The organism is Xenorhabdus sp. KK7.4, from assembly GCF_963876465.1.
GTDB classification, from domain to species: domain Bacteria; phylum Pseudomonadota; class Gammaproteobacteria; order Enterobacterales; family Enterobacteriaceae; genus Xenorhabdus; species Xenorhabdus stockiae.
Genome location: NZ_CAWNQF010000057.1, coordinates 49,908 through 73,235, shown reverse-complemented (window position 1 = coordinate 73,235; position 23,328 = coordinate 49,908). Strand labels below are relative to the sequence as shown.

The 23,328-nt window shown below is 39.3% G+C and carries 23 protein-coding genes and 1 pseudogene; 13 read left to right on the top strand and 11 right to left on the bottom strand.

Annotated elements, in window-relative coordinates:
- The first annotated feature begins 9 nt into the window (after positions 1–9).
- Together AACS90_RS05960 and AACS90_RS05955 are read left to right on the top strand one after the other, a co-directional pair.
- Complete coding sequence (locus AACS90_RS05960; protein WP_099122099.1) at positions 10–1,281, top strand: hypothetical protein; 1,272 nt, start codon at positions 10–12, stop codon at positions 1,279–1,281.
- A 93-nt stretch (positions 1,282–1,374) separates the two neighbouring features.
- On the top strand, positions 1,375–1,512 hold the full coding sequence (locus AACS90_RS05955) for a hypothetical protein (protein ID WP_193757202.1): 138 nt from the start codon (positions 1,375–1,377) through the stop codon (positions 1,510–1,512).
- Between the two features lie 189 nt (positions 1,513–1,701).
- Here the strand turns inward: AACS90_RS05955 and AACS90_RS05950 are convergent.
- Positions 1,702–2,382 (bottom strand): annotated as a pseudogene (locus AACS90_RS05950) (nitroreductase).
- Between the two features lie 225 nt (positions 2,383–2,607).
- Here AACS90_RS05950 and AACS90_RS05940 point away from each other — a divergent pair.
- Both AACS90_RS05940 and AACS90_RS05935 read left to right on the top strand, forming a co-directional pair.
- Positions 2,608–3,414 (top strand): LysR family transcriptional regulator, encoded by an 807-nt coding sequence (locus AACS90_RS05940; RefSeq protein WP_241538247.1) that lies wholly within the window; start codon positions 2,608–2,610, stop codon positions 3,412–3,414.
- A 36-nt stretch (positions 3,415–3,450) separates the two neighbouring features.
- Positions 3,451–4,176, top strand: a complete 726-nt coding sequence (locus AACS90_RS05935; RefSeq protein ID WP_099122098.1) for a 2-phosphosulfolactate phosphatase — start codon at positions 3,451–3,453, stop codon at positions 4,174–4,176.
- Positions 4,177–4,385: 209 nt separating this feature from the next.
- On the opposite strand, the gene AACS90_RS05930 is transcribed toward AACS90_RS05935, so the two are convergent.
- Entirely contained in the window at positions 4,386–4,787 is a 402-nt protein-coding gene (locus AACS90_RS05930) for a pyrimidine dimer DNA glycosylase/endonuclease V (protein WP_099122097.1), read from the bottom strand.
- A gap of 320 nt (positions 4,788–5,107) precedes the next feature.
- Here AACS90_RS05930 and AACS90_RS05925 point away from each other — a divergent pair, with 320 nt between their 5' ends.
- Both AACS90_RS05925 and AACS90_RS05920 read left to right on the top strand, forming a co-directional pair.
- Positions 5,108–5,500 carry an amino acid-binding protein gene (locus tag AACS90_RS05925; RefSeq protein WP_099122096.1) on the top strand — a complete coding sequence of 131 codons (393 nt, stop codon included), beginning with the start codon at positions 5,108–5,110 and terminating at the stop codon, positions 5,498–5,500.
- Positions 5,501–5,627: 127 nt separating this feature from the next.
- Positions 5,628–6,533 (top strand): Kdo hydroxylase family protein, encoded by a 906-nt coding sequence (locus tag AACS90_RS05920; protein WP_099122095.1) that lies wholly within the window; start codon positions 5,628–5,630, stop codon positions 6,531–6,533.
- A 151-nt stretch (positions 6,534–6,684) separates the two neighbouring features.
- On the opposite strand, the gene AACS90_RS05915 is transcribed toward AACS90_RS05920, so the two are convergent.
- Together AACS90_RS05915 and AACS90_RS05910 are read right to left on the bottom strand one after the other, a co-directional pair.
- Positions 6,685–6,915 (bottom strand): hypothetical protein, encoded by a 231-nt coding sequence (locus AACS90_RS05915; protein WP_099122094.1) that lies wholly within the window; start codon positions 6,913–6,915, stop codon positions 6,685–6,687.
- 390 nt (positions 6,916–7,305) lie between these two features.
- A complete protein-coding gene (locus AACS90_RS05910) occupies positions 7,306–7,476 on the bottom strand; it encodes a YhfL family protein (RefSeq protein WP_099110242.1) in 171 nt (56 codons plus the stop codon).
- A 513-nt stretch (positions 7,477–7,989) separates the two neighbouring features.
- Between AACS90_RS05910 and AACS90_RS05905 the strand changes: the two genes are divergently transcribed.
- A complete protein-coding gene (locus AACS90_RS05905) occupies positions 7,990–8,457 on the top strand; it encodes an NUDIX hydrolase (protein ID WP_099122093.1) in 468 nt (155 codons plus the stop codon).
- 451 nt (positions 8,458–8,908) lie between these two features.
- On the opposite strand, the gene AACS90_RS05895 is transcribed toward AACS90_RS05905, so the two are convergent.
- The gene (locus AACS90_RS05895; RefSeq protein ID WP_099122092.1) at positions 8,909–10,519 is read right to left on the bottom strand and encodes an ABC-F family ATP-binding cassette domain-containing protein; all 1,611 of its coding nucleotides are present in this window, start codon (positions 10,517–10,519) and stop codon (positions 8,909–8,911) included.
- A 369-nt stretch (positions 10,520–10,888) separates the two neighbouring features.
- Here AACS90_RS05895 and AACS90_RS05890 point away from each other — a divergent pair, with 369 nt between their 5' ends.
- Positions 10,889–11,431 carry a TetR/AcrR family transcriptional regulator gene (locus tag AACS90_RS05890; RefSeq protein WP_099122091.1) on the top strand — a complete coding sequence of 181 codons (543 nt, stop codon included), beginning with the start codon at positions 10,889–10,891 and terminating at the stop codon, positions 11,429–11,431.
- A gap of 102 nt (positions 11,432–11,533) precedes the next feature.
- Here AACS90_RS05890 and AACS90_RS05885 read toward each other — a convergent pair whose 3' ends face one another.
- Positions 11,534–12,103, bottom strand: coding sequence for a DUF7000 family protein (locus tag AACS90_RS05885; RefSeq protein ID WP_193757201.1), 570 nt, complete (start codon positions 12,101–12,103; stop codon positions 11,534–11,536).
- A gap of 255 nt (positions 12,104–12,358) precedes the next feature.
- On the opposite strand from AACS90_RS05885, the gene AACS90_RS05880 reads away from it, so the two are divergent.
- Positions 12,359–13,324, top strand: coding sequence for an arginase family protein (locus AACS90_RS05880; RefSeq protein WP_339373612.1), 966 nt, complete (start codon positions 12,359–12,361; stop codon positions 13,322–13,324).
- Between the two features lie 73 nt (positions 13,325–13,397).
- On the opposite strand, the gene AACS90_RS05875 is transcribed toward AACS90_RS05880, so the two are convergent.
- Both AACS90_RS05875 and AACS90_RS05870 read right to left on the bottom strand, forming a co-directional pair.
- Entirely contained in the window at positions 13,398–15,116 is a 1,719-nt protein-coding gene (locus AACS90_RS05875; RefSeq protein ID WP_099122089.1) for a thiamine pyrophosphate-dependent enzyme, read from the bottom strand.
- Between the two features lie 438 nt (positions 15,117–15,554).
- A complete protein-coding gene (locus tag AACS90_RS05870; RefSeq protein WP_099122088.1) occupies positions 15,555–16,007 on the bottom strand; it encodes a YaiI/YqxD family protein in 453 nt (150 codons plus the stop codon).
- A gap of 521 nt (positions 16,008–16,528) precedes the next feature.
- Here AACS90_RS05870 and AACS90_RS05865 point away from each other — a divergent pair.
- On the top strand, positions 16,529–16,750 hold the full coding sequence (locus tag AACS90_RS05865; RefSeq protein ID WP_153043664.1) for a hypothetical protein: 222 nt from the start codon (positions 16,529–16,531) through the stop codon (positions 16,748–16,750).
- An 80-nt stretch (positions 16,751–16,830) separates the two neighbouring features.
- Here AACS90_RS05865 and AACS90_RS05860 read toward each other — a convergent pair whose 3' ends face one another.
- Positions 16,831–17,595, bottom strand: coding sequence for a DUF4184 family protein (locus AACS90_RS05860; RefSeq protein ID WP_099122086.1), 765 nt, complete (start codon positions 17,593–17,595; stop codon positions 16,831–16,833).
- Between the two features lie 183 nt (positions 17,596–17,778).
- Positions 17,779–18,222 carry an aegerolysin family protein gene (locus AACS90_RS05855; RefSeq protein WP_099122085.1) on the bottom strand — a complete coding sequence of 148 codons (444 nt, stop codon included), beginning with the start codon at positions 18,220–18,222 and terminating at the stop codon, positions 17,779–17,781.
- Between the two features lie 540 nt (positions 18,223–18,762).
- Between AACS90_RS05855 and AACS90_RS05850 the strand changes: the two genes are divergently transcribed.
- Complete coding sequence (locus tag AACS90_RS05850) at positions 18,763–19,506, top strand: SDR family oxidoreductase (RefSeq protein WP_371635427.1); 744 nt, start codon at positions 18,763–18,765, stop codon at positions 19,504–19,506.
- Between the two features lie 19 nt (positions 19,507–19,525).
- A complete protein-coding gene (locus tag AACS90_RS05845) occupies positions 19,526–21,154 on the top strand; it encodes an FGGY-family carbohydrate kinase (RefSeq protein ID WP_099122083.1) in 1,629 nt (542 codons plus the stop codon).
- Between the two features lie 82 nt (positions 21,155–21,236).
- Here the strand turns inward: AACS90_RS05845 and AACS90_RS05840 are convergent, their stop codons facing one another.
- Positions 21,237–21,593, bottom strand: coding sequence for a hypothetical protein (locus tag AACS90_RS05840; protein WP_099122082.1), 357 nt, complete (start codon positions 21,591–21,593; stop codon positions 21,237–21,239).
- 519 nt (positions 21,594–22,112) lie between these two features.
- On the opposite strand from AACS90_RS05840, the gene ydeE reads away from it, so the two are divergent.
- A complete protein-coding gene (gene ydeE / locus AACS90_RS05835) occupies positions 22,113–23,309 on the top strand; it encodes an efflux MFS transporter YdeE (protein WP_099122081.1) in 1,197 nt (398 codons plus the stop codon).
- The last annotated feature ends 19 nt before the right edge of the window (positions 23,310–23,328 follow it).

Sequence of the window (23,328 nt, the reverse complement as noted above, 5' to 3'; positions counted from 1 at the left end):
GGTATTGTTATGAGTTCATCTCTGCACAGAATAAAGGTAAGAAAACAACATTTTATTGCTTGTCAGCGTTCACATGCTCGATTAAAGAAATATTATCAACGCTTGCAGCAAATCAGTCGGTCACTTTCTCATATTGATGAGACACGAAATCAACCATTCTTTCTGGTATTTCAGGCATTAAATACGCGGATGGAAAAGGGGATTACTATGTCCCCCAATGAAATTGATACCCTGCAAAATAATATTGAGAAATTTACACAGGATATTCAAGGTGAGATAACTCTACTTGAGGCAGAATTGCTGGAAGAACAGGAGAGGGAAGTAAGGGCAAGTTATCATCGTAGTAAGAATCTGAAATTTGTAACTGACCTTCTTGACAATAAGTTACCGGACAGTCAACCATCATTAGATACGGCATTAATTCATTCATTGCAGAATGATGCAGAGTCAACGAGTGATTCACTTTATCAGGCACCAATAACGTTGTCTCCTCAGACAATAGCTCAGTTTGAGCAGATAGAAGCTATGATAATTAGGTTGGGTATTCTTGATAACCAGCAGGATCTCACACCATATCAGACCCAATATCAGAAGATTTTATTACTCAATGATAAAGCGCAAAGACAACTCAAAGCCGATTCCCTGATTTTTGAACTGGCAACCGAAATCAAACAGATACAACATTTGCAGAACCTTCGCGTTCAACTAGCTGTCACTATTGCTGAACTGGAAAGTCTGGAAGATGAAGAGGCGGTAATGATTGCTCGTGAAGCTGGCAATCTAGTACAGCAAGGTTCACTTGCTGAAATAACAAATCATCTTGCATCGGTAAATGACGCCATTACTCGGATAGAACAACGTATTACCGCAGCTGAACGTCGTAATGTTGTTCTGGCAGGGTTACGCGAGCTGGGGTATCAGATAAACGAAAATGAGGTTAATGCATGGTTGACTGATGGTCAGGTGGTTATCTCGCATCCGTTAACACCGGATTATGGTTTAGAGCTTGGTGCTGGTGGTGAAGAAAGTACTCGTTTTCAGGTCAGGACAGTCGCATTTTCAGAAGAAAGAGATACTACACGTGATAGGGATATTGATGCTATCTGGTGTCAGCAACACCATCAGCTACAAGAAAATCTGGCAAAAGCAGGTGCGGAACTGACCATTGATAGAGCATTACCTCCCGGTAGCGGGAAAATGAAAGTCAGAGAACCGCATAATGTTAGCCGGCAGCAGCGTGTAATGAACCATAGGAAGAAGACGAAGATGCATCAGAAGTAATAACTCATAAATGCAACACGTTACGTTAATCAACCTACCTTAAATAAACAGTAAAAGAGAATAGTAATGTAGCTATATTTCGGAGAAAAACGAGTGACAGATAATAATCCAAAGAAAGATTTTATAATCAGAAATATAAATGAAATTGAGCTGGATAATTTTGAACGTTCTCCATTGTATGCTTCTCATGGAGGTTCTCTCACAGAGGGGACTCAGGCTTCATTCAAATAAATACTTAGCAAAATCTGATGTAAATCTGATGTAAATGGGATGAAGAAATTCCGTGCCATGAATTTTATGGGCGAGAGTTTTGATTATTGGGAGAATGAGCCATAAAAAATCTGTAGTAGTAAGGTGATATATAATGAATTATCGCCATGGGGAATTGACTCACCATGGCGCATATATACACCTTACTTATCAATCGTGAAAGGTTACGCTTTCATTAACGGGAATGCGTTTCATACGAACATGGTGAGTAGGAGCGTTTGGGTCAGCATAACCAAATGAGATCCCGAACAAGAGTTGATATTGTTCTGAAACCCCAAGTATCTCTCTGACAGTATCAGCATGGAAACCAAGTAATGTTTGCGGAATTCCGGCATAACCTCTGGCTGCAAGCGATAAAAGGAATGTCTGAGCATACATACCTATATCTGATGCAACACGAACATTATCACCAAATTACGGCATAAATAGAAAAGCAGCATGAGGTGCGCCAAAAAATCTGAAGTTACGTAAATATGCTTCGTGTCGTTTAGTACTATCTTCACGTGCCACTCCCAGGGCTTCATAATACATTCTGGCCTGTTCCTGACTCCGGGTAAAATAGTCTCCATAGAAATCAGCATAATCAAAACTAAAATCAGGCTTAGCAAGGCCTTCCATATCTTTTTGGATCATAGCCTGCTCCAGAGTATCTTTTTCCTTACCTGATGCAATATGGACATGCCATGGCTGAGTATTACAGTTGGACGGCGAATATTGGGCATCTGACAGAACTTGATATATCTGCTCTTCTGTTAGCGGGGTTGGTAAAAATGAACGGGGAGAAAAACGATTGCGAACAGTTTCATCAAATGCTAGTGTTGTTGTACTCATCTAATTCCTCTTCTAGAACAGCCATTGCATTTCAAATTTTGAAAAACGCATCTTAAACATGCTAACCATTCAAAAAAACCATATTTTGCATAGATGAAAGATCTGACTCAAATAAATGCCCGTACGATGCAAATATTCCTTGCTGTCATTAGTGAGGGATGTTTTTCAGAGGTAGCCAGACAATAAGGTCTTTCGCCTTCTTCAGTTTCGAGAACGATACAGTTATTGGAGCATTCCCTTGGGATTCAGCTCTTTTACCGCAATACACGCGCTGTGATTGCGACGGATGAAGGGCGACTTTATGCGGATGCCTTCAGAAATATTCTTCGGCAGTTAGATGATACTAAAACGCTAATAGGTGAAAGGCGGCAGGCTCCGGGAGGGCACTTCCGACTTAATGCCCCGATATCCTTCGGGTTACGCCATCTTTCTCCATGGATTAGTGAACTTAGTCAACGTTATCCGGCACTGACTATTGAATTAAATCTGACAGATACTTTTGTTGATCCACTTGCTGACTCTACAGATTTATTATATAGAATATCTTCTATGAAAGATTCAGGGTTTCATGGAAGATTTATTTCTGATCAAACTTACTATCTGGTTGCCAGCCCGGAATATATCGAGAAATATGGAGCGCCAGCAACACTTGAGGATTTGAGTAAACATCGTCTTTTGGCCTACAAAGGTGTTATGGGTACGCAACGTTGGCTATTCACGCGTGGAGAGGAAAGGGTACAAATGCCCCCCGAAACTCGAATAGTTTCAGATAACGCTGAACTATTAACGCGAGCGGCTGAAGATGGTGCAGGAATTATTCTATTTCCTGACTGGCAGATAGGGGAGTTAATGAAACAAAAAAAGCTGGTGGAGATAAAAATAGATTTTGATGTTTCAACGGTGGCCTCTGAGAAATCCATATATATGCTGTATCCGGGAGGAAAATACCCATCTTTAAATACAAGAGCTGTTATCGATTTCTTTCTCGATAAATTTGGAACACCTCCATATTGGAAGTACACGCCTGTTTGATGAATGTATTTATGAAATTTTAACTTTGGAAAACGTATGAGCTGGTATTGTCAGAATCAATTTGAAGTACGTCTGGAATGGGGATTACACGCCGCTGAAAATCTGGCGCAATATGTTGATTGTGTCGTTATTGTTGATGTTATGTCGTTCTCAACCTGTGTCAGTATAGCAAACGACAATAATGCTTATGTTTATCCTTACTCGTGGAAAGATGAGACAGCTATTCAGTATGCGAGAAATTTAGGGGCACTTTCTGCCAGTTTCAACAGAAAATGTGCTGACAGTCAATTCAGCCTTTCACCAGTTTCTCTTCAGGCAATTCCTGAAGGTACTAAATTGGTTTTACCATCACCTAATGGTTCATCAATTTCATTCAAAGCAAAAGATTATGGTGTGACGGTTTTTAGTGGTTGCTTCAGGAACATAACTGCGTGTGCAAGAGCTTGTGAGGGTTTTAAGCGTATTCTCGTTATCCCGAGCGGAGAGCGTTGGCCTGATGGGAGTATCCGTTTTTCTATTGAAGACTATGTTGCTGCTGGTGGAATTATTGCGTCTCTTGGTGATCGTAAATTATCTCCTGAAGCATACGCTGCCGTTGCTGTCTATAAACAACAGCAGCATGGTTTAGCATCACTTTATAACTGTTCATCTGCACTTGAGCTGAAGGAAAGAGGGTTTGAAACTGATGTTAATCTATGCCTTGAGATTGATGTGAGTGTAAATGCTAATCGTCTTTATGATAATTTTTATATGGCCGTATAAGTAATCCATATATTGAATGACGTTAAAAATCAAAAAAATGGCTTAGAAAATGATATGTGACCAGTGTAGTAATAATTGCATACATGGGTTCGATCCATTTCCATTTTTTATTAAGAATTTTCAGAAGGACACACCAAAATACTAGTATCACAAAATAAGTCATAGAAAATGCCATAATTTAATTCCATAACAGAAGATGTATGTTGTTTTTATTCATTAATTTTTCTATCAAAACAAGGAGAGAATCGAGCCTTTATGGGCATTCGCTCCTTAATTCTTGCCATATTAACGCTAATATCTTCCTCAGTTACCTGATAATCGTTCCATAAATGGTGATAAACACTGACACCCTCTGGCCATATATTTACGACGGAAAAGCCTCGATTCAAACATTCCTGGTGTATAGCTTCATATCTTTTCTTCAAAAAGAACAGCTTATCTCTAAAAAAAATCACATGTCCTTTTCCTAGTAGGTATTTTTCCGATGTACTCAAGGTCACATTACCTTTCCTCCTAACTATCTCATTGGGAATTCTGGTTAACTCTCTATGTTCGGCAAGCAAGTGTTGATCACACAATTCACTTGGCTGGATAAGATTTATTCTGGTCATAATTTTTAATCACAAAATCGCTAAATGTTATTTTTTAAATTAGATAGGGTTTGGGAGGTAAAAGCTTTCTGTAGCCGTAGGTCTTAAACGCCTTACTATCTCACCGAGAGAGCACCTTTAAAAGACTTTGGCATGATGCAGAAATGTGGATTTTTGAAGTAGATCTCAAAAATGGCTCATAAGGCATGGAAGGGGACTGATACCGGAAACCGACGCGTAAATATTGACAGTTCGCTTGCCACCGAAGCATCACAGTTCCTTCCCCTATATTATTTCCTATGCCTTGTATGGCTATTAATCTGAAAAAGGAAAATACTCGTATGTATGATATTCATGTTGTTCTCAGTAATACTCCCGGTGCTCTTGCTTTGCTCGGTTCTTTGCTTGGTAAAAATGGCGTTAGCCTGGAGGGTGGTGGGGTTTTTACGATTGGCAATGAAAGCCACGCACATTTTTTAGTTGAAGATGGAGATCTGGCCCGTCAGGTTCTGATAGCTGCTGATTTAGATGTACGTGATGTAGTTAAGCCTTTAATCAGAAAACTAAATCAGGAACGGTCTGGTGAACTGGGTGAAGTAGCTGATGCTATTGCACGAGCCGGTGTTAATATAATTGCCCAATACAGTGACCACAATAACCGCTTAATTCTTCTTACTGAGAATAACGAACTTGCTGCAAATGCCACCATTAAATGGGATGTTTTCCAGGAATGAAAAATAAAAGCCATTAAGCCATATAAACGAATAAACCGACTAAACTGTAAAACATTCAATTCATCGTGGATTTGGTTGAATAAAAAGGCTTTATCATTCCGAAAAATTTTACAAAGTGGAGTATATGATGGCTGAACAGCAGCTTGAATTTGATGAAGTGATTGAAACGCTGCCATTGCACAGTTGGTCGGAAAACGTACCTCATTCAGTACAGCAGAATGCACTTACTTCTCTGGAACTGGGTAAGGTCCTCTATCTGCCAGAACTGAGTTTCTCTTTGATGCCAGAAGAACAGAAGCTGCTCAGAGAAGACGCGGTCAAAGCAGGGCGTAAGAATATCAGCTACCGCCCGGATGAACATAAAATAGCAGGAGTAGCGTTGCAGTCTGATGAAGAACTGGTGCATGTGCTGATGCAACGTTATTATGAACACTGTCAGCAATTGATTGAGCATCTGCTGCCAATATATACAGAAGTACTGCATACACCAGTCAATTCGCTGCGGGTTCATCCGGTAACCACATGGAAAACAGGTAACTCCTGGCGTAAAGACGATAGCCGGTTACATGTAGATGCATTTCCTTCCAGACCGATTCAGGGCCAGCGTATTCTTCGCATATTTACTAACATTAACCCAGCTGGCGAACCTAGGGTATGGCGAGTTGGTGATAAATTCCCTCAGATAGCCGATCAATTCCTTCCTGCGACCCGTAGTTATTCCCGTATTAATAGCTGGTTACAGCACAAACTGGGGATAACCAAAAGTCGCCGTACCCATTATGATCATCTGATGCTCGGGCTGCATGATGCGATGAAAGCCAACCAGCAATATCAGCAGCAGGGTGCTCAGTTAGAAGTTCAATTTCCTGCTGGTAGTACCTGGATTTGTTACTCAGATCAAACTCCCCATGCCGCGATGTCAGGGCAATTTATGCTGGAGCAGACTTATCTATTGCCAATATCTAAAATGGCTTCGCCAGAAAATTCGCCACTAAAAGTGTTGGAAAATAAACTCGATAAAGCGCTGCTGTAAATAATTTAGCCGGGCTAGATATTGAGCGTTTTTTTGTTAAAGTCCGGTCATTACTCATAATTAATACTCAATTTACATATATGGAGTAAGGCATTATATTAAATTGGTGAGCTTAAATAGGGTGTCACCAATTTATAAAAAAATGACACTATTATTCGAGTAATAACCAGTGATGAACCTGTTTAAGTATCGCATTTATCATATCAGGTTCTTTAATAGCTAACAGGATTGCAATGACAATTCCCACCATAACACCTGCTAAAAACCACATTATCTTGTACTTACATTCTCCTTTTTGTTTATACTGCCTGTCATGCCATTTTTTTCGGCCTCGGAATTCTTTAGGGTTGTAGTAGTAGTCTTTTTTAGCTGAATTTGTCATAGAGTCTTTAAACTCCCCCGTATTATTGCCCGTTATTTGTTCAGTTTTGTAATGAAATTGAATCAGACTAGCTGTAAATTTTTACTGTCCGACCATGATGTTTTTCTTTGTTAAGTGGAATGCATTTTCCTATAAAAGCAGTGTCAGACATTAATGTATTTTTTGATGGTTTTGCAACTGTGCGTTGATTAAGTAAAAATTTAGGGATTGAAAAGACGTAATAAATGAAGGGGAGGTTGGGGTTGTCTACTAACTGTTGAGAATTAGGAGGAAGTGCCAGAGTCTACACCGGTTTGCTTAAAAAGATGTAGGTTTAGATACGCCACAGTTTCGTGTGTGTAATGGGATAAAATAAGGCCGGAAAATCCGACCTTACTAATACTCGTAATCTTATTGATCTGCTGCTGGGCCACAGCCGCCAATGATCTTGGAGATAGATACTGCTGGATGCAGCAGGTAATCATAGCTACAATTATTTTTTTTATTTTCCACACGACCAGTACATGCAGTCAATGTTGCCAAAACAGTCCCTACTAATACAATTTTAATTAATTTTTCCATAATATTTAATAACACCTTGTCTTTTTTAGTTCCTATGAAAATTAAGCTAAATTAAATCATTAGCTTAATTAGGTTATATTAAGCCCATAATAATTTCAAGTATTATTGTCATCATCAATGGATGGTTTAGCATATTAAAAATATGAAATTAGGGGTTAATAAGAAAAGTTAGCCTATAAAAATAACACTATTTAGTTAAGAGTGTTTAGAGAGAACAGGGAGGTGGGCTTTCGATATACGGACAATCTGACTATACCGCTTAATTATTCTTCTCGATATCTGATTTTTTTGATAATAGTATGTAATTACATATCATAAAACTTCATTATGAATACCCTATAATTCCATAATAAAATTTATATTCACTATATTTATTTCGAATTGCACAAAATTATAAGCTAAAATAAATTAATTGAATTACATCTCTTACTTAAAGTAAATATCCAGCACATCCCGTGTAAGGTGCATTTCTGGTTCAGTGACCGGTGTATCATAGCTAAAAGGAAATAAGATATGCGTATTCGTTGTTCAGCGCGTCTGCTGATCATTAGCCCGTCTAATCGAGTATTATTGTTTAATTTTGTACATAATGAAGATGCATTAGCCGGTCGGTCATATTGGGCTACGCCCGGAGGAGGTGTTAAAAAAGGAGAGTCTTTTGAGCAAGCTGCGATTAGAGAACTTCGTGAAGAAACAGGTATCCGAAAAGATAATGTTGGACAATGTGTTGCTCAAAGAACATTTGAAATGATTCTCCCTAGTGGAGAGACTGTTTTAGCAAAAGAACATTTTTATATCGTCCAGTTTGATAAAGAAGATATCAACACCACTGAATGGACTGAAAATGAAAAATCAGTTATTAAACACCATCATTGGTGGAGTATTGATCAGCTTACCAATACAGTGGAAACTGTTTATCCAAATGATATAACAGAAATATTTTTTACTGCGGTAAAAAATAATATTCTTCAGGAGTCATGACAGGACTACTCAGGACTACTAAATATTTTTTCCAAATATCCTCGCGTCGTTTCAAAGTATCTAAACGTAGATTCCGATTTTATAAATCGGAATTGATAACGAGGTTGCTGGATTTTTGGTACGCATTGTTTATGCGGGATTTAGTTATGAGTGCCCGAACGGTTTCTTTTAAGAGATATAAAGAATGCAGACTAAGCCCAGATCGTCTTCAGCGATACAGGTTCTCATAATCTATATTATGTTAAATTAAAATCATATTCATAATCCAAGCATCATAAAGTAATCCTACTCTGCATTTTTTATTGATGAATTGGTGCACATTACACATTATATGTATCAGGGTTCCCTCCCTACTCTTCTCTGAAAATACGAGGGATTCAGATAAAACAATTAACCCTCAAAACATATCAACGACTAAAGCTTTGTAGCAGAGAATTAGAAACATCCAATGTCATGATTCATTCAGTAAATAGCGCTTATAATCTTCAAGATCACCCTCAAAGTCTCTTACATCCCCATTACCGACTAACCAGAATTCATCACATACTGAGCGTAACAGTGCTCTGTCATGACTCACAAGTAGCACTGTTCCGTCATACTGATTAAGAGCTAGCGACAGAGCCTCTCGAGTTATTAAATCAAGATGGTTTGTCGGTTCGTCAAGGAGCAGGAGGTTTGGTTTTTTCCAGACGATCATTGCTAGAACAAGACGCGCTTTTTCTCCGCCACTCATTGTACCCACGGGCCGTGTAATCACGTTTCCGCTGAAATTAAATGTGCCCAAATAGTTTCGTAACTCCTGCTCTCGGCTTGAAGAAATATGAGTAATAGAAAGCCGAATCATATGCTGTAAAGGAGAATCTTCAGGCTGTAAGACATCAAGTTCATGTTGCGCGAAATATCCAATGCTCAGCCCTCTCCCTTCAGTTACAGAACCGGATAATGGCGGAATTGTCCCTGCTATCGTTTTTATAAAAGTCGATTTACCCTGTCCGTTCGCCCCCAAAATACCAACCCTTTGTCCTGCAAGGATAGTACGGTTTATTCCACTTAGGATCAGCACAGACTTCTGATCACTAGCTCCAGCGTGTGGACTATAGCCAAAGTCAAGATCACGTAACACCAGCATCGGGTTAGGAAGACTAGCTGGCTCACTGAACAGCAAAGTAAATTCACTGTCCGCGATTACAGCAGACACTTTTTCCATTCGTTCGAGTGCTTTGATTCTGCTTTGGGCCTGCCTGGCTTTAGTGGCTTTATAACGAAACCGGTTTATATATTTCTGCAGGTGGCTGACCTGCCCCTGTTGTTTGGTGTAGGCAGCATGCTGTAATTCTAGCTGCTGTGCTCTTAGCGTCTCGAATAAACTATAATTTCCGCTATAGCGGATCAGCTGATTGTGCTCCAGATGAACGGTAACATTCGTTATGTTGTCCAGAAACTCACGATCATGACTGATAACTATGATTGTGCCTGTGTGAATACTTAACCATGATTCAAGCCATGATAAGGCATCAAGATCTAAGTGGTTTGTCGGTTCATCCAGAAGCATCAGATCAGAAGGACACATCAGGGTACGCGCTAGTTGCAGACGCATACGCCATCCTCCTGAAAACAGATTTACTGGCGTATTCATTTCTTCTGGTCTGAAGCCAAGTCCCATCAGAATCGACTGTGCTCGTGGCGCAGCATCGTAGTCACCCGCATCGGATAAATCACAATATGCCTGAGCCATAGCCATGCCGTCGTCCTGTTCTGTCGCTTGTATGAGGCGAACTCGGGCCGCCATCAGCTCTGTGTCACCGGCAATAACAAAATCGGTAGCACTTTCAGTAGATTCAGGCATGTTTTGATCAACTTGAGTTATTCGACAATATTTTGGTAGATCAACATCTCCGTTTTCTTCATTCATTCTGCCAGAGATCAAAGCAAATAAAGTAGATTTACCTACACCGTTTCTGCCGACCAAACCAACCTTCTCACCCTGATTTATTTTCAGGTTTGCTTTATTCAGAAGAACTTTGCTGCCGTGCTGTAGCATGATGTTTTTTAGATTAATCATATAATTGATTCTCTTAACGTTTCTTATTTGTACCAGTGGCCTGTTGCTCTCATATCAAACAAGGTGATGTGCGATCTATACCACTTCAATAATGCAACACAAACTCAAATGAATCAATATTGATTCATTTGAGTTTGTGTTAATACTGCGCCATTATTTTGGTCGGAACATCAGCGAAGCAAGCTTTGATCTGCAAGAAATTATTTGCATTCTCACTAATGAAATAGACGAAAGTAGAGTATTTAAGAGTGCATTGGAGTCAATTCTGATTTAAATGATTTATATATGAATCTTTTTAATTCAAAACAATATGATTACAATATGTTCATTTGATAAATGGACTAAGTAAGCACGAAAGGCGTCCCTAACATGGCAAATATGATTACAAAAGATGAAAAATTTATGGTGTCGCTAGCAATAGCGCTTGTTGATCATCCTAGGGCGACACTCAAGGAACTGGCTGAAGCGATGGGTATTAGTAAGGCGACTCTGTATCGCTTTTGTAAAACCCGTGAATTGCTTATCCAAAATCTGACAACCCACAGCGTGAAAGTTATGAACAAAGCCATCTATGGTGCACAACTGCAAGAACTACCCGTAGATATAGCTTTGAGAAAATTGATTGAAAACTACTATGAACACCGTGAAATATTATCATTCATGATATTTTATTGGGAAAATCTTCAGATCGAACAGGTGGTAGAGGATGAATGGAGCAACAATCTCGACAGTTTTTTCTTGCGTGGGCAAAAAGAAGGGATATACCGTCTCGACATCAGCTCAGCTGAGTATACCGAGATTTTCACCTCTATCATTCGTGGACTGGTGTATGCCGAACGCAGGGGTCGCGTGGGACGGGCTGGTTTAGTAGCCCTGACAGAAAAAGCCTTTCTCAACGGCGCAAAAGTTTAGAGCTCTTTGTTAAAGGCTGAAAATTAATATTTTTTATTATTTTCTTAATCAGCAGTATCACTTCAATAACACAAATATAAAAATTGAGATGCGGATAGGCAATTAACATGGTTTGTCATCCACCTCAAAAACTCTGAGGTTGTCGAGCACAGCCTCTGAGATACGTAACGCTTCTTCTTTGATCCGTACGGTAAGTAGAGCCACATTTGTGAAATCCGGTGACTCAACAAGTACCGTCTCTAATACACTGTACTGAGGCATTTCGGTGCGTTCTGCATTCCACGAACTATTCTTCAGAGTGCTCCAGTATGCTTTCTGAATAGTTGCGTTTTTCCCCATCAACCATAGTTCGAAGCGTAAAGCTTTATGATTCAGAACAATGCCAAAGCGTAGTTTTCGCTCCCGCAGATAGTCGTCAAAGAACGAAAAATACGTAAAGTCCAGATATCCGGGCGAGACATTTCCGAAAGAAAATTTATCAGCAAGATTATTTGTTAAATACGCTTTTAAATGCATCATGTACCGCAATAGATAATGATATGCTTTTTGGATATCCCCTTGTTCAAGCTGGGCTTTGTACACAGAGATACATTTATCGACATCTTGTATATTACTGATTATGTCAGTCGCAGAAAATGTGTAGAGCATTTGTTGTTTGTTATCGTCAGTCATGATTTATTCCATAGTTTTTACTTGGTACAGAATAGGCAGTTACTTGAACAATTCAGTTGGCAGATAGCCGGGATAGCCTTTAATTAGTTTAGATATTCTTAGCCTGATGTCTAATGATGGGTAGAAACAAGCTATATAGTTGTTTTACTGCTCTACCCTGCATTTTTTATTTGCATACATAATGTTGAAACTGCTTGGCAATAGTTTGTTGAGCTAATGTATTTACTCTTCTGATTGTTCTATCTATGATTCCATATTAATTCATTAGCTTATGATTTATTTATCAATGGAGCTTTCATAATTCATATCATTCTTGCACCAACCAATCTTGGGTTAAGCCCCCTATGGGAAGGACACATTCCCGGGACATGGCGGGCTCCGCAAGTATTGATGGAACACGGATTAGAGAAAAAACTGCGAGCTAATACTATCAGTAAATTAATGTCTCCAGTATATTCACTTGAAGCTCAAATTGGGACACGTATACGCAATGGTTATGGTATTCGTGACTTTAATTTACAGTTGGCGGAAGAAGTGGCTAAGGTACAAGAGAGTGGCAATTTTCCACTAGTTATTGGTGGTGACTGCTCAATCCTATTAGGCGCATTGGCTGGTTCTCGTCGTACAGGGCCTATTTCACTCATCCACATTGATGGACACAGTGATTATCGCCATCCAGACAACTACGATACAAATCAAATGCTAGGTGCAGTGGCGGGGATGGATTTGGCTTTGGCAACAGGTCGCGGTGAGGCGCTATTAACAGATTGGCCAGATATAGAAAGCCCATTAGTGCCAGAGCAGCAGGTACTCCAGTTAGGCGAGCGAGAGAACCGAGATGCCGATTTCGCTTGGCCTGATATTAACCAAACGGCTATTTCACAGATTGATGTATTCACAGCAAATTCAATAGGCGAAAAAGGTATCCTCAACAAAATTGAGCAAATGTTAGGTGCTCAACCGACATGGCGTTTTTGGGTACATTTAGATGTTGATGTTCTTGACCAAAGCATCATGCCTGCGGTTGATTCACCCGGGAGCCCTGGCATTGAACTGAGTTGGTTAAAAAATATCGGCGCACAATTAATTAATAACCCACTATGTTGTGGCATGACTGTTTCAGTTTTCGATCCTGATTTAGATCCCGATGGTTATTATGCAGAGCTGATTATTGAAATTCTAGAAGAAATGTTTCTGCGCTGTACATCCCCTTCCCTCTGACAATTATATTTTAGGGACTGCTTTTTTATTAGGATATCAAGTCTATTTGATATCCTATAAGTAGCATATAACCTTATTTGCGAATAAAATTATCGATAATCAAACCAATCGCTTCTTCGCTACGTCCGTGTAAAATAGCTTTTGCAGTATATAACCCCATTCCAACTACGCTATTTAATTCTACATTTGGTGGCATCACCAATTCATTGGGCGAAGTATGTACATCTAACACTGCTGGGCCATCATGATTTAGAAAGCGAATAACTGCTTCTTCTAATTTCTCCGGTGATTCAATTGATTCACCAAAGATCCCTAATGATGTCGCAAGCTTGCTAAAATCAGGGTTATCTAAGTTAGTATAGTTATTAAGAAGCCCTTCTACTTTCTGCTCCAGTTCTACGAAGTTGAGTGATTTATTGTTAATCACCACCACCTTCACAGCGAGTTTTTCTTGTGTCATTGTCAGTAAATCCCCCAATAACATCGTTAAACCACCATCACCAGAAATAGAGATAATCTGACGTTTAGGGAAGGCTTTCTTTAGCCCTAGTGCCTGAGGCATTGCGTTCGCCATTGTGCCATGTTTTAAGCTGGTTAATGTTCTTCTCTGACCATTAGTATTAATATAACGCAATAACCACACCACCGGAGAACCACCATCTGCCGTAAAAATAGCATCTGCATCTGCATGTTTATCCAACAACTGAACTAAATATTGAGGATGAATAATTTTTGATTTTGCGCCCTTATCCAGCCAATTTATTTTTTCCAATGTCTTTTTATGGAATTCGACAGATTTGCGCAAAAAACCATCATCGGTTTTCTTTTCAAGAAGTGGAAGTAACTCTAACAAAGTTTCTTTAACACCACCATTAATCCCTAAATGAACAGAATGGCGTTTCCCTATGTTAGCTAAATTAATATCAACCTGTATGATAGTCGCCTTTTTGGGGAAAAATTGAGGCCAGGCAAAATCAGTACCCAACAAGAGTAAAACATTGCAATTTTTTAGCATAGTAAAACCAGACTCCATACCAAGCATGCCTGTCATTCCCACATTATAGGGATTATCATATTCAATGAAATCTTTTACGCGAGAAGTATGTGCAATTGGAGCTTGTAGTTTTTCAGCAAGCTGAAGCAGTTCATCTCTTGCATCTTTACTTCCTATCCCTGCATAAATGCCGATTTTGTTACCTTTATTTAATAAATCAGCCAGTGATTTAATATCTTCTAAGGCAGGAATCACTTGTGGTGGATGATAATTAACAGTAATTTTTGATGTATATTCAATCTCTGTTTTACTAATATTGACAGGTAATATAATAACAGCCACCCCTTTTTGACTCAGAGCAGCACTAATTGCATTCTTTGTAATTTCAATCGCTTTTTCTGGGTTGCTAATTTCTTCACAAAACACAGAGCACTCACTATAAACTTTTTTAAAATCTACATACTGAGGAAAAGAACTATCATTCACATCTGTTGCTAACTGGCTTGCGATTAGTATTACTGGCGCTCCGTTCCGATGAGATTCATACAACCCGTTGATGAAATGTAAGCTTCCCGGTCCACAAGAACCAGCACATGCACTAATCTGCCCAGAAATGAATGATTCAGCGCCTGCTGCAAAGCCACCAACTTCCTCGTGACGAACATGGATCCATTCCATATCACTGGCATGAATAGCATCTGTTACATAATTAAGAGTATCGCCAACAATACCATAGCAATGTTTCACACCGGAATTTTGAAGGATATCAACGATAACACTAGCAATATTTTTTTTCATAAAAGTAACCTAGCAATCATATAAATAGTAGATAAAAATGTTAACCACCCTTTTATATTAGTTGTTAACCCCATAAAAACCATGAAAATAAAATTCCGTGAAAATAAAGTGGCATTCAACAATGATTTTAACAAGATATTACTACAAATAGATTTACTTTGTTTTTCTTTCTAAAAAAGACACTTCTCTATGATGACATTATTCCTATTTTTAATTAAATGAAAATTCAATTAAAATTAACACTGATGTGCTTTAATTCACATAATTGTGTGTAAATATAATTTAACAGGTATTTTTCTTTTATATGAAAGGTTCCACCTACTCTTGGCAGGTGGTTATTAAGTGGCAATTATCAAAAATATAAAAGGTCTACGTGATAATTCTTTTAATAATAGTCCGTGCCTTTTCCTTTTTATCTGGAGGCAGTTACGTTTATTTTCAGGATTTTTTTTGCTGCAATAGCCATTTATCCAGTTCATTGGCGAATCGCTGACGATCTCGTTGGTTTAGCGTAGCTGGTCCCCCTGTCTGAATTCCACTTGCTCTCATCGTATCCATAAAATCCCGCATAGTCAGGCGCTCACGTATTGTCGCATCACTATAACGCTCCCCGCGCGGATTAAGTGCGATAGCCCCCTTTTCCATCACTTCAGCAGCAAGAGGAATATCCGCTGTAATCACCAGGTCACCACTTTCTGAACGACGAACAATTTCATTGTCAGCGACGTCAAACCCAGCAGGAACTTGTAAAGTACGTAGAAAAGCAGATGCAGGAACGCTTAATCGTTGATTGGCGACGAATGTAACCTGTATTTTTTCACGTTCTGCCGCACGATATAATACTTCCTTTATCACCTTAGGACATGCGTCGGCATCTACCCATATAGGCATAACAGATTCCTCTCAATTTCATCTTTTTTCAATTCAAAATATTCCGACTATTTTCAAATAATCAAACCTTTTAGTGGGATTATATTAACCTTAAACAGGGCTTTCGTCTCCCATTGCTTTTTTGATTTAATTTTGTACAGGTGATAAACTTGCCCTTTTCCTCCATCCCACACTGAATAGCCTGTATATCCACATTTTTATCTACTACCTTATCCACAGATAATGTGGACAAAAAGCACTTAGTGATAGCTTTTACACAATCTCGCGGGTAAGAGAGGGCTTAAAATCTGTAATGGAAGCATTACTATATGACGATAAAACTCAGCATAAAATGTGCTATACAGTTCATCTTTCAAGTTGCCTCTTTGTTGGCTGCGATTGCTTACCCAGTCACATCGTTATCTATGTTTCCAGAGATGAACTTCTTTCGCAGCGACGCACCTTGAAATTTATTGTGTGTATATACCCATCGTCATTGAAGATGCTTGATTTTTCATTCCTATCAGATCAAAATCGCGCCCATGAAAATTACCCTGACAGATGCCCAAAAAGAAGCGCTTGAATTAATCCAGGCTGGATTTACTGACTCATTTAGTATGGTGGAGCTTTGGCAATTTAATACATCCGATAAGAATATACTGAAAAACAAAAGGCTGGCTCTGTGCTTTCGTTTTGGAATGTTTCCTACTGGTGAAAACATTCTTGTGAACGTTCTAACAAAAGAAGTGTATCGTAGATTTTAAACGCGTTAAGTGGTTTTATTTCCATTTTTTGACGAAGATATTATTTAACCACATATCTTCTTAAGCAGGGATGTGGTTAATTACTTTTTGGTTCGATAGGTACACCATTCCTGATATTTTACCCATAATACCATTACCACCAAAATAATAGAAAAAACAGGAACAGATAAAGTGAGCTCTTTAAAAATAAATTTACCTATATTGATTCCTGATATATCCCAGGACAAAAATAGTGCTATCGGGCATACAAAGAGACCTGAGATAAAACTAATAACGATCAGACGAGAAAGCTTTTTTATGTTTTCTTTCTGCTCAGTGATGTTCAATCTTTTTTGATAGCGCCAGTATATTATGGCAATGTACAGCAACCCTAAGCATGAACTGAGATGTTGCAGTATCTTATAGACGCCGACTCCCGGCCCGTTAGTAATAGATTGGAAAAGATGAAATTGCAATAACGGAATTTCTTTGACAAAAAAACCTGTTTCATGAGTGAATGAATCCCATATAATGTGGGTGACGGCTCCTAAAAATAACGAAAAAACAAAAATAAACAAACCCTTATAACCCGAATGTTTATTCGGAGATAGGGATGTTGGGAAAAGGCTGGATAAAGAAGGCGATAATAGATGTACAATTAAAAATATCAATAAACATAAAGGTAAAGCAGTATAGAACCATCCGAATAAATCATGCGCAGTTGTTGCAATATCATATAATCCAACAGAATAAAAAAGGTCGGGAGACAAACTACCAGTAATTAGCGCTGGTAAATGTAATAACTTACCTCCCGGAAGATTTTTCAAAGGGAAAACAGCTGCGGGGTGTGAAAATGTCCATGGCATGATAGGTGTTCCTGAGAAAAATAAAAGTTTATGGGAGTTAAATATTGTTTAATGAATATTATCATTACTTTTAATCATTAACAATTAAAGAGCTGACTCATATCTTTCAATATTTTGAGTCAGCTCAGTTTGTTTTATGAGCATTTCAATTAATTGCTATATTCATAAAAATGAGAGGAACTTTCAATTAGCAGCATTTTCTATTGTAATTTTTACGTGAACATTATTTCCATGATCTCCTCCTTCGCGGGATATCTTGTATGAAGCAGAAGATGAATTGATTTCATAGGAATTGGATAAAATCCATAAATACGGAATATCCCAATGAATAGTAAAAGTAGAACTATTATCTCTGAATTTGTACTCTACTATTCCCTCTGTACCAGTGAGAAACCCATTAGATTCTGAGCGAAAATAACCAGAACTATTGGAGAAAATATTGTATGGTGGCTCATGTGCCCACTGACCATGAAACAACTCCATTGATGATATTCTGAGAGTTTTATTTGTTTTGTTATAAATGGTAATGTCTGCTGATCTTGCAGAAGGATCTGCATGTGTAGAAAAAACAGAAAAACTAAATATCGATAATAAAAAAATTAATATCCTAAATGACATTCTTTTCATAATAATTAACTCCTTTAATGTTTTTTAAAACATTGGCGTTAGCTAGCTAGAGAAAATCATCTCTATTATTATAAGTGGAAGATTGTTGTATTTTATTGATTTAAATATTAATGAAGCTGGATGTTACGATTACACCATCAATTTAAAGATTAAAAAATGATTTTTAAAATGATGATATGGGTGAATTCAACATTTATAGTGTAACTTTACCCCCTCCACACACTGTTAATTATAGCATGGATGGGTAAAAGTATAATTTTTTCTATTAAAAATTAGGAAATCTATCTTTTTTAAAGAAATTAATTTGTTGTTCTCCTCTAAAAAACACAAAAAATAAAAGAGATGTTATTTATGTTCTCTCCTTTATCTTTTTCTATAGGCAGTACTTCTTTACATCATGAATTTTAAATTACGTAGCTAATCAGAATTACCATTCCGTGCGTCTTTGAATCTCAAATCCCCAGATTGACACTAAAGTGGGAAAGTCGCAATACTGCTACATTGATTGAGCAATATCCTCTTATCCCTACAAAAAAATTGATGGAGTTTTCTTTTATGGCTATCTCGCTGGAAAATAAAGTCGCTGCTATCACAGGCGCAGCATCAGGTATCGGTCTTGAATGTGCACGTACACTTATTAAGGCCGGTGCCAAAGTGGTTCTTATTGATCGTGCCGAAGAGCGTCTGATGCGACTCGTTTCTGAACTCGGTGAAAATGCCATCCCGCTGGTTATTGATCTTATGAAGCCAGAACAGGTTGACGGCATACTTAATGAGATACTGAAAAAAGCTGGGCGTCTTGATATTTTCCATGCTAATGCAGGTGCATATATTGGTGGGCCTGTTGCTGAAGGTGACCCCGATGTTTGGGATAAGGTTCTCAACCTGAACATTAATGCCGCATTTCGTAGTGTACGTGCTGTGTTACCCCATTTTATTGAGCAAAAATCTGGCGATGTATTATTTACGAGTTCTATTTCTGGTGTGGTTCCGGTGGTCTGGGAGCCTATTTACACCGCTTCTAAATTTGCAGTTCAGGCATTTGTTCACTCTACCCGTCGTCAGGTGGCTGAGCATGGCGTGCGTGTTGGTGCCGTACTTCCGGGGCCTGTAGTCACCGCCCTATTGGATGACTGGCCTAAAGCGAAAATGAAAGAAGCACTGGCAAATGGTAGCCTGATGCAACCTATTGAAGTGGCGGAAGCTGTGCTATTTATGCTAACTCGCCCGAGAAATGTCACTATCCGTGATTTGGTTATTTTGCCAAACAGTGTAGATCTCTAGCCACGTAGCAAGGATAAGCATGAACATTAATCTAGAAAATAGACCGGACTGCGGCAAAGTGGTCATTGGTGTTGATGTCGGTACGGGCAGTGCCCGTGCCGGTATTTTTGATATGAGTGGTAACATGCTGTCATCAGCTAAACGAAATATCACGCTTTATCGTGACAACACCCATTTTGTCGAGCAGTCCAGCCGTGAAATCTGGGATGCCGTCTGTTATTGCATTAGGGAAGTCATGTCACACTCTGGCTGTGTCCCACGACAAGTTGCTGGTATTGGTTTTGATGCTACCTGCTCACTGGTTGTTCTGGGAAAAGATCAGGAGCCAATTTCCGTCAGCCAGAGTAAGGATCCGAATCGTAATATTATTGTCTGGATGGATCACAGGGCAACAGTACAGGCAGAGCATATCAATGCGTTAGATCACTCTGTTCTCAACTATGTCGGCGGTAAAATCTCTCCGGAGATGGAAACACCCAAAATTCTCTGGCTGAAAGAAAATCACCGAGAATCATTTGATAGCGCATGGCAATTTTTTGATCTGGCAGATTTCCTGACCTGGAAATCCACCAGCTCCCTTTCCCGCTCTACTTGTACTGTCACCTGCAAATGGACTTACCTTGCACATGAAAAGCGCTGGAATGCGGATTATTTCCGGAAAATTGGTCTGTCTGAACTGGCAGATGAAAATTTTTATCGTATTGGACAGAGCATTGTTGAACCGGGTACGCCTTGTGGTCAGGGTCTGACAGAAAGTGCCGCAAAACAGATGGGATTATTGGCAGGGACACCTGTTGCCGCAGGAATGATTGATGCGCATGCAGGAGGCATCGGGACAGTTGGTATCAATGGTGATGCAACACGTAGCATGGCTTATGTATTCGGCACCTCTTCCTGTACGATGACGACAACTCTGGAGCCGGTATTTATACCCGGTGTCTGGGGGCCATACTTTTCTGCAATGGTACCCGGAATGTGGCTCAGCGAAGGTGGACAAAGTGCAGCCGGGGCCGCCATTGATCAACTATTGTCTTTGCACCCTGCCGCAATAGCAGCCAAAGCGATGGCAAAAGAAAAACACAAATCTTTGCCGGTTTTTTTAGCCGATAGGATTCTGGAAACAACACAATCAGCTTCTCAAGCTGTAGAACTGGCAACAGGCATACATGTTGTTCCGGAGTTTCTGGGAAACAGAGCACCTTTTGCTGATCCTCATGCACGTGCTGTCATAGCTGGATTAGGGATGGAGGATAGCCTCGATAATCTCCTTTCGCTTTATATTGCCGGTATATGTGGTATTGGTTACGGGCTAAGACAAATAATCGAAGCACAAGCAAAATCAGGCGCTACAATTAACAATATTGTTATCAGCGGAGGTGCTGGTCAGCATTCTTTAGTCCGCCAGCTCATTGCAGATACCTGTGGTGTAACAGTCATTGCAACGCAGGCAAGTGAACCGGTTTTACTTGGCTCCGCCATTTTTGGGGCAGTTGCCGGAGGTATATGTGAAAGTGTTAGTGAGGCGATGTCGCGTTTCTCTAACATTGATCGTACATACGAACCGAACGAATCCCATCGGGAACATCATAATATTCGCTTTAAATCATTTCAGAGCCTCCAGCAATGCGCCAGAGAGCTTAAAGGTTAGTTACGTAACTACGAATAATCCGTACTGACTGACTTACAACCGCCCCGCTTTTCCTTCTGGGGCGGTCGAAAAATATTGACTCTTATTGTGCGCTCATCAGTTCGACAACCGTAATATTCAGGAGATGAGTCCCCGGATTAATGTCTTTATGAGGCTCTAAACCTTGTTTTTTATCCAGATAAACAGGAATGCCTTTTTTCAAAATAATTTTGTCAATTCTACCGCTTTCATAAACCACATCAAGTTCACCATCCCGGTCAGAAACGATGACTCGTGGATGTTGATGGGAATGAAATGGGAGTTCTCCCTTCGGGCAAATGTGTGATGCTTTCACTTTGGCATTTTTGTTTTCAAAATAAAAAGTTGAATGTGTTGAACAGGCTAATGCTAAGGTTGAAGACATGCAAAAAATGGAAATGGCGTAAATCAATGTTCTCATTGTATTCTCCCGGATTATATGTCGAAAAAGTATCATTCACGAGCTTGGAGTCTAACGATGTAAAAAATGTGATATTGATATTACCGATTGATTTTACTGCAAAGAAGACTAATTAGAGACATACCTATAACGAAGAAAAATCATTTGTTCGGAAAGTCTTTTACACAATGGATTAATTGAAAGAGTGAGTTTGTCAGATTTGGACATTTTAGATGTGAAATAAAACACTGTGGTTATAACATGTTCAAGCCCGAAAACAAAACTAATCTACGTTGGAATAATGGTTTTATGTTTAATCAAAAACCACTGTAAAAACCACCAGCATAATTATCTATTCTGAATTATCGGCACACGTTATTTCGTATCTTCCACTTACTAATGAACACATATATGATGCAAAATGCCGTTTTTACCCTTTTCACTCTTTTGCCCTGTCTGAAGTATTTCCTAGAGTTAAAAAACACTGTAGCCTAGCTATTTATTAACAATGGTGTAACAAAAATCATTTCAGGGCGTGTCATGTTTTCCAAATCAAACATATCAACCAGTGTGTTACTGATATCTTCTTTGCTTTTGACTATAGGGCGTGGAGCAACAATTCCGTTTATGGCCATCTATCTGTCCCGTCAGTATCAGATGCCTGTTAATCAGGTCGGGTTTGCGATAAGCATTGCTTTGACTATAGGTATACTCTTTAGTCTTGGGTTTGGAATTCTGGCCGACAAATTTGATAAAAAAAACTACATGCTGTTAGCTATTATCGCATTTATCTGTGGTTTTATTGCGATCCCTTTGGTTAATCATGCAGGTTTAGTTGTCGCTTTTCTCTCTCTAATAAATTGTGCCTATACAATATTTGCGACAGTACTGAAAGGTTATTTTGCCGATACCTTGTCGGCGTCAACGAAAGCGAAAATTTTTTCGCTGAACTATACCTTTGTTAATATAGGCTGGACTATCGGTCCACCAATCGGTACATGGCTTTTGATGTACAGTGCCAATTTTCCGTTTTGGTTAGCCGCATTTTCTGCTGCTTTCCCTATCGTCTTTATCCAGCGCTATGTTCAACGAGTCAGAACTGCAGGAAATAATCAAAATCCAGCCACAAAGTGGGATCCCGCAGTGATGCTACGAGATCGCGCACTGATATGGTTTATTCTTTCAACTTTTCTTGGCTCACTGGTATTCGGCTCTTTTAACGTCTGGATCTCACAATATGTCCTGACCATTGCTGATAGCACCTCAGCTGAAGCCGTTATCGGTGTTGTATTACCAATTAATGCTGCGGTGGTAGTGACTTTACAGTATGCGGTGGGTAGGCGTATTCGTCCGGAAAATCTGAAAAAACTGATGACATTAGGTAGTGTCTTTTTCTTTATAGGCATAGCGGTATTTATGTTCGCGGACAAAAACCTTTACCTTTGGGGGATTGCAGCCGTTATTTTCACACTAGGCGAACTAATTTATGCGCCGGGTGAGTATATGCTGATTGATAATATTGCACCGGAAGGCATGAAATCGAGTTATTTTTCAGCTCAGACGCTGGGGTTTCTTGGCGGCGCATTTAGCCCGATGTTAAGCGGTATTGTACTCACCGAATTCCCACCTCATTTGTTATTTATCATCCATATGGGACTTGTCGTTCTTGCATGGTTAAGTATGCTTAAGGGAATGAGTATCAAGCCATTGAGTGCTGTTCAGCCACGTCAATCATAATTATATCGGTGAGCCGTAA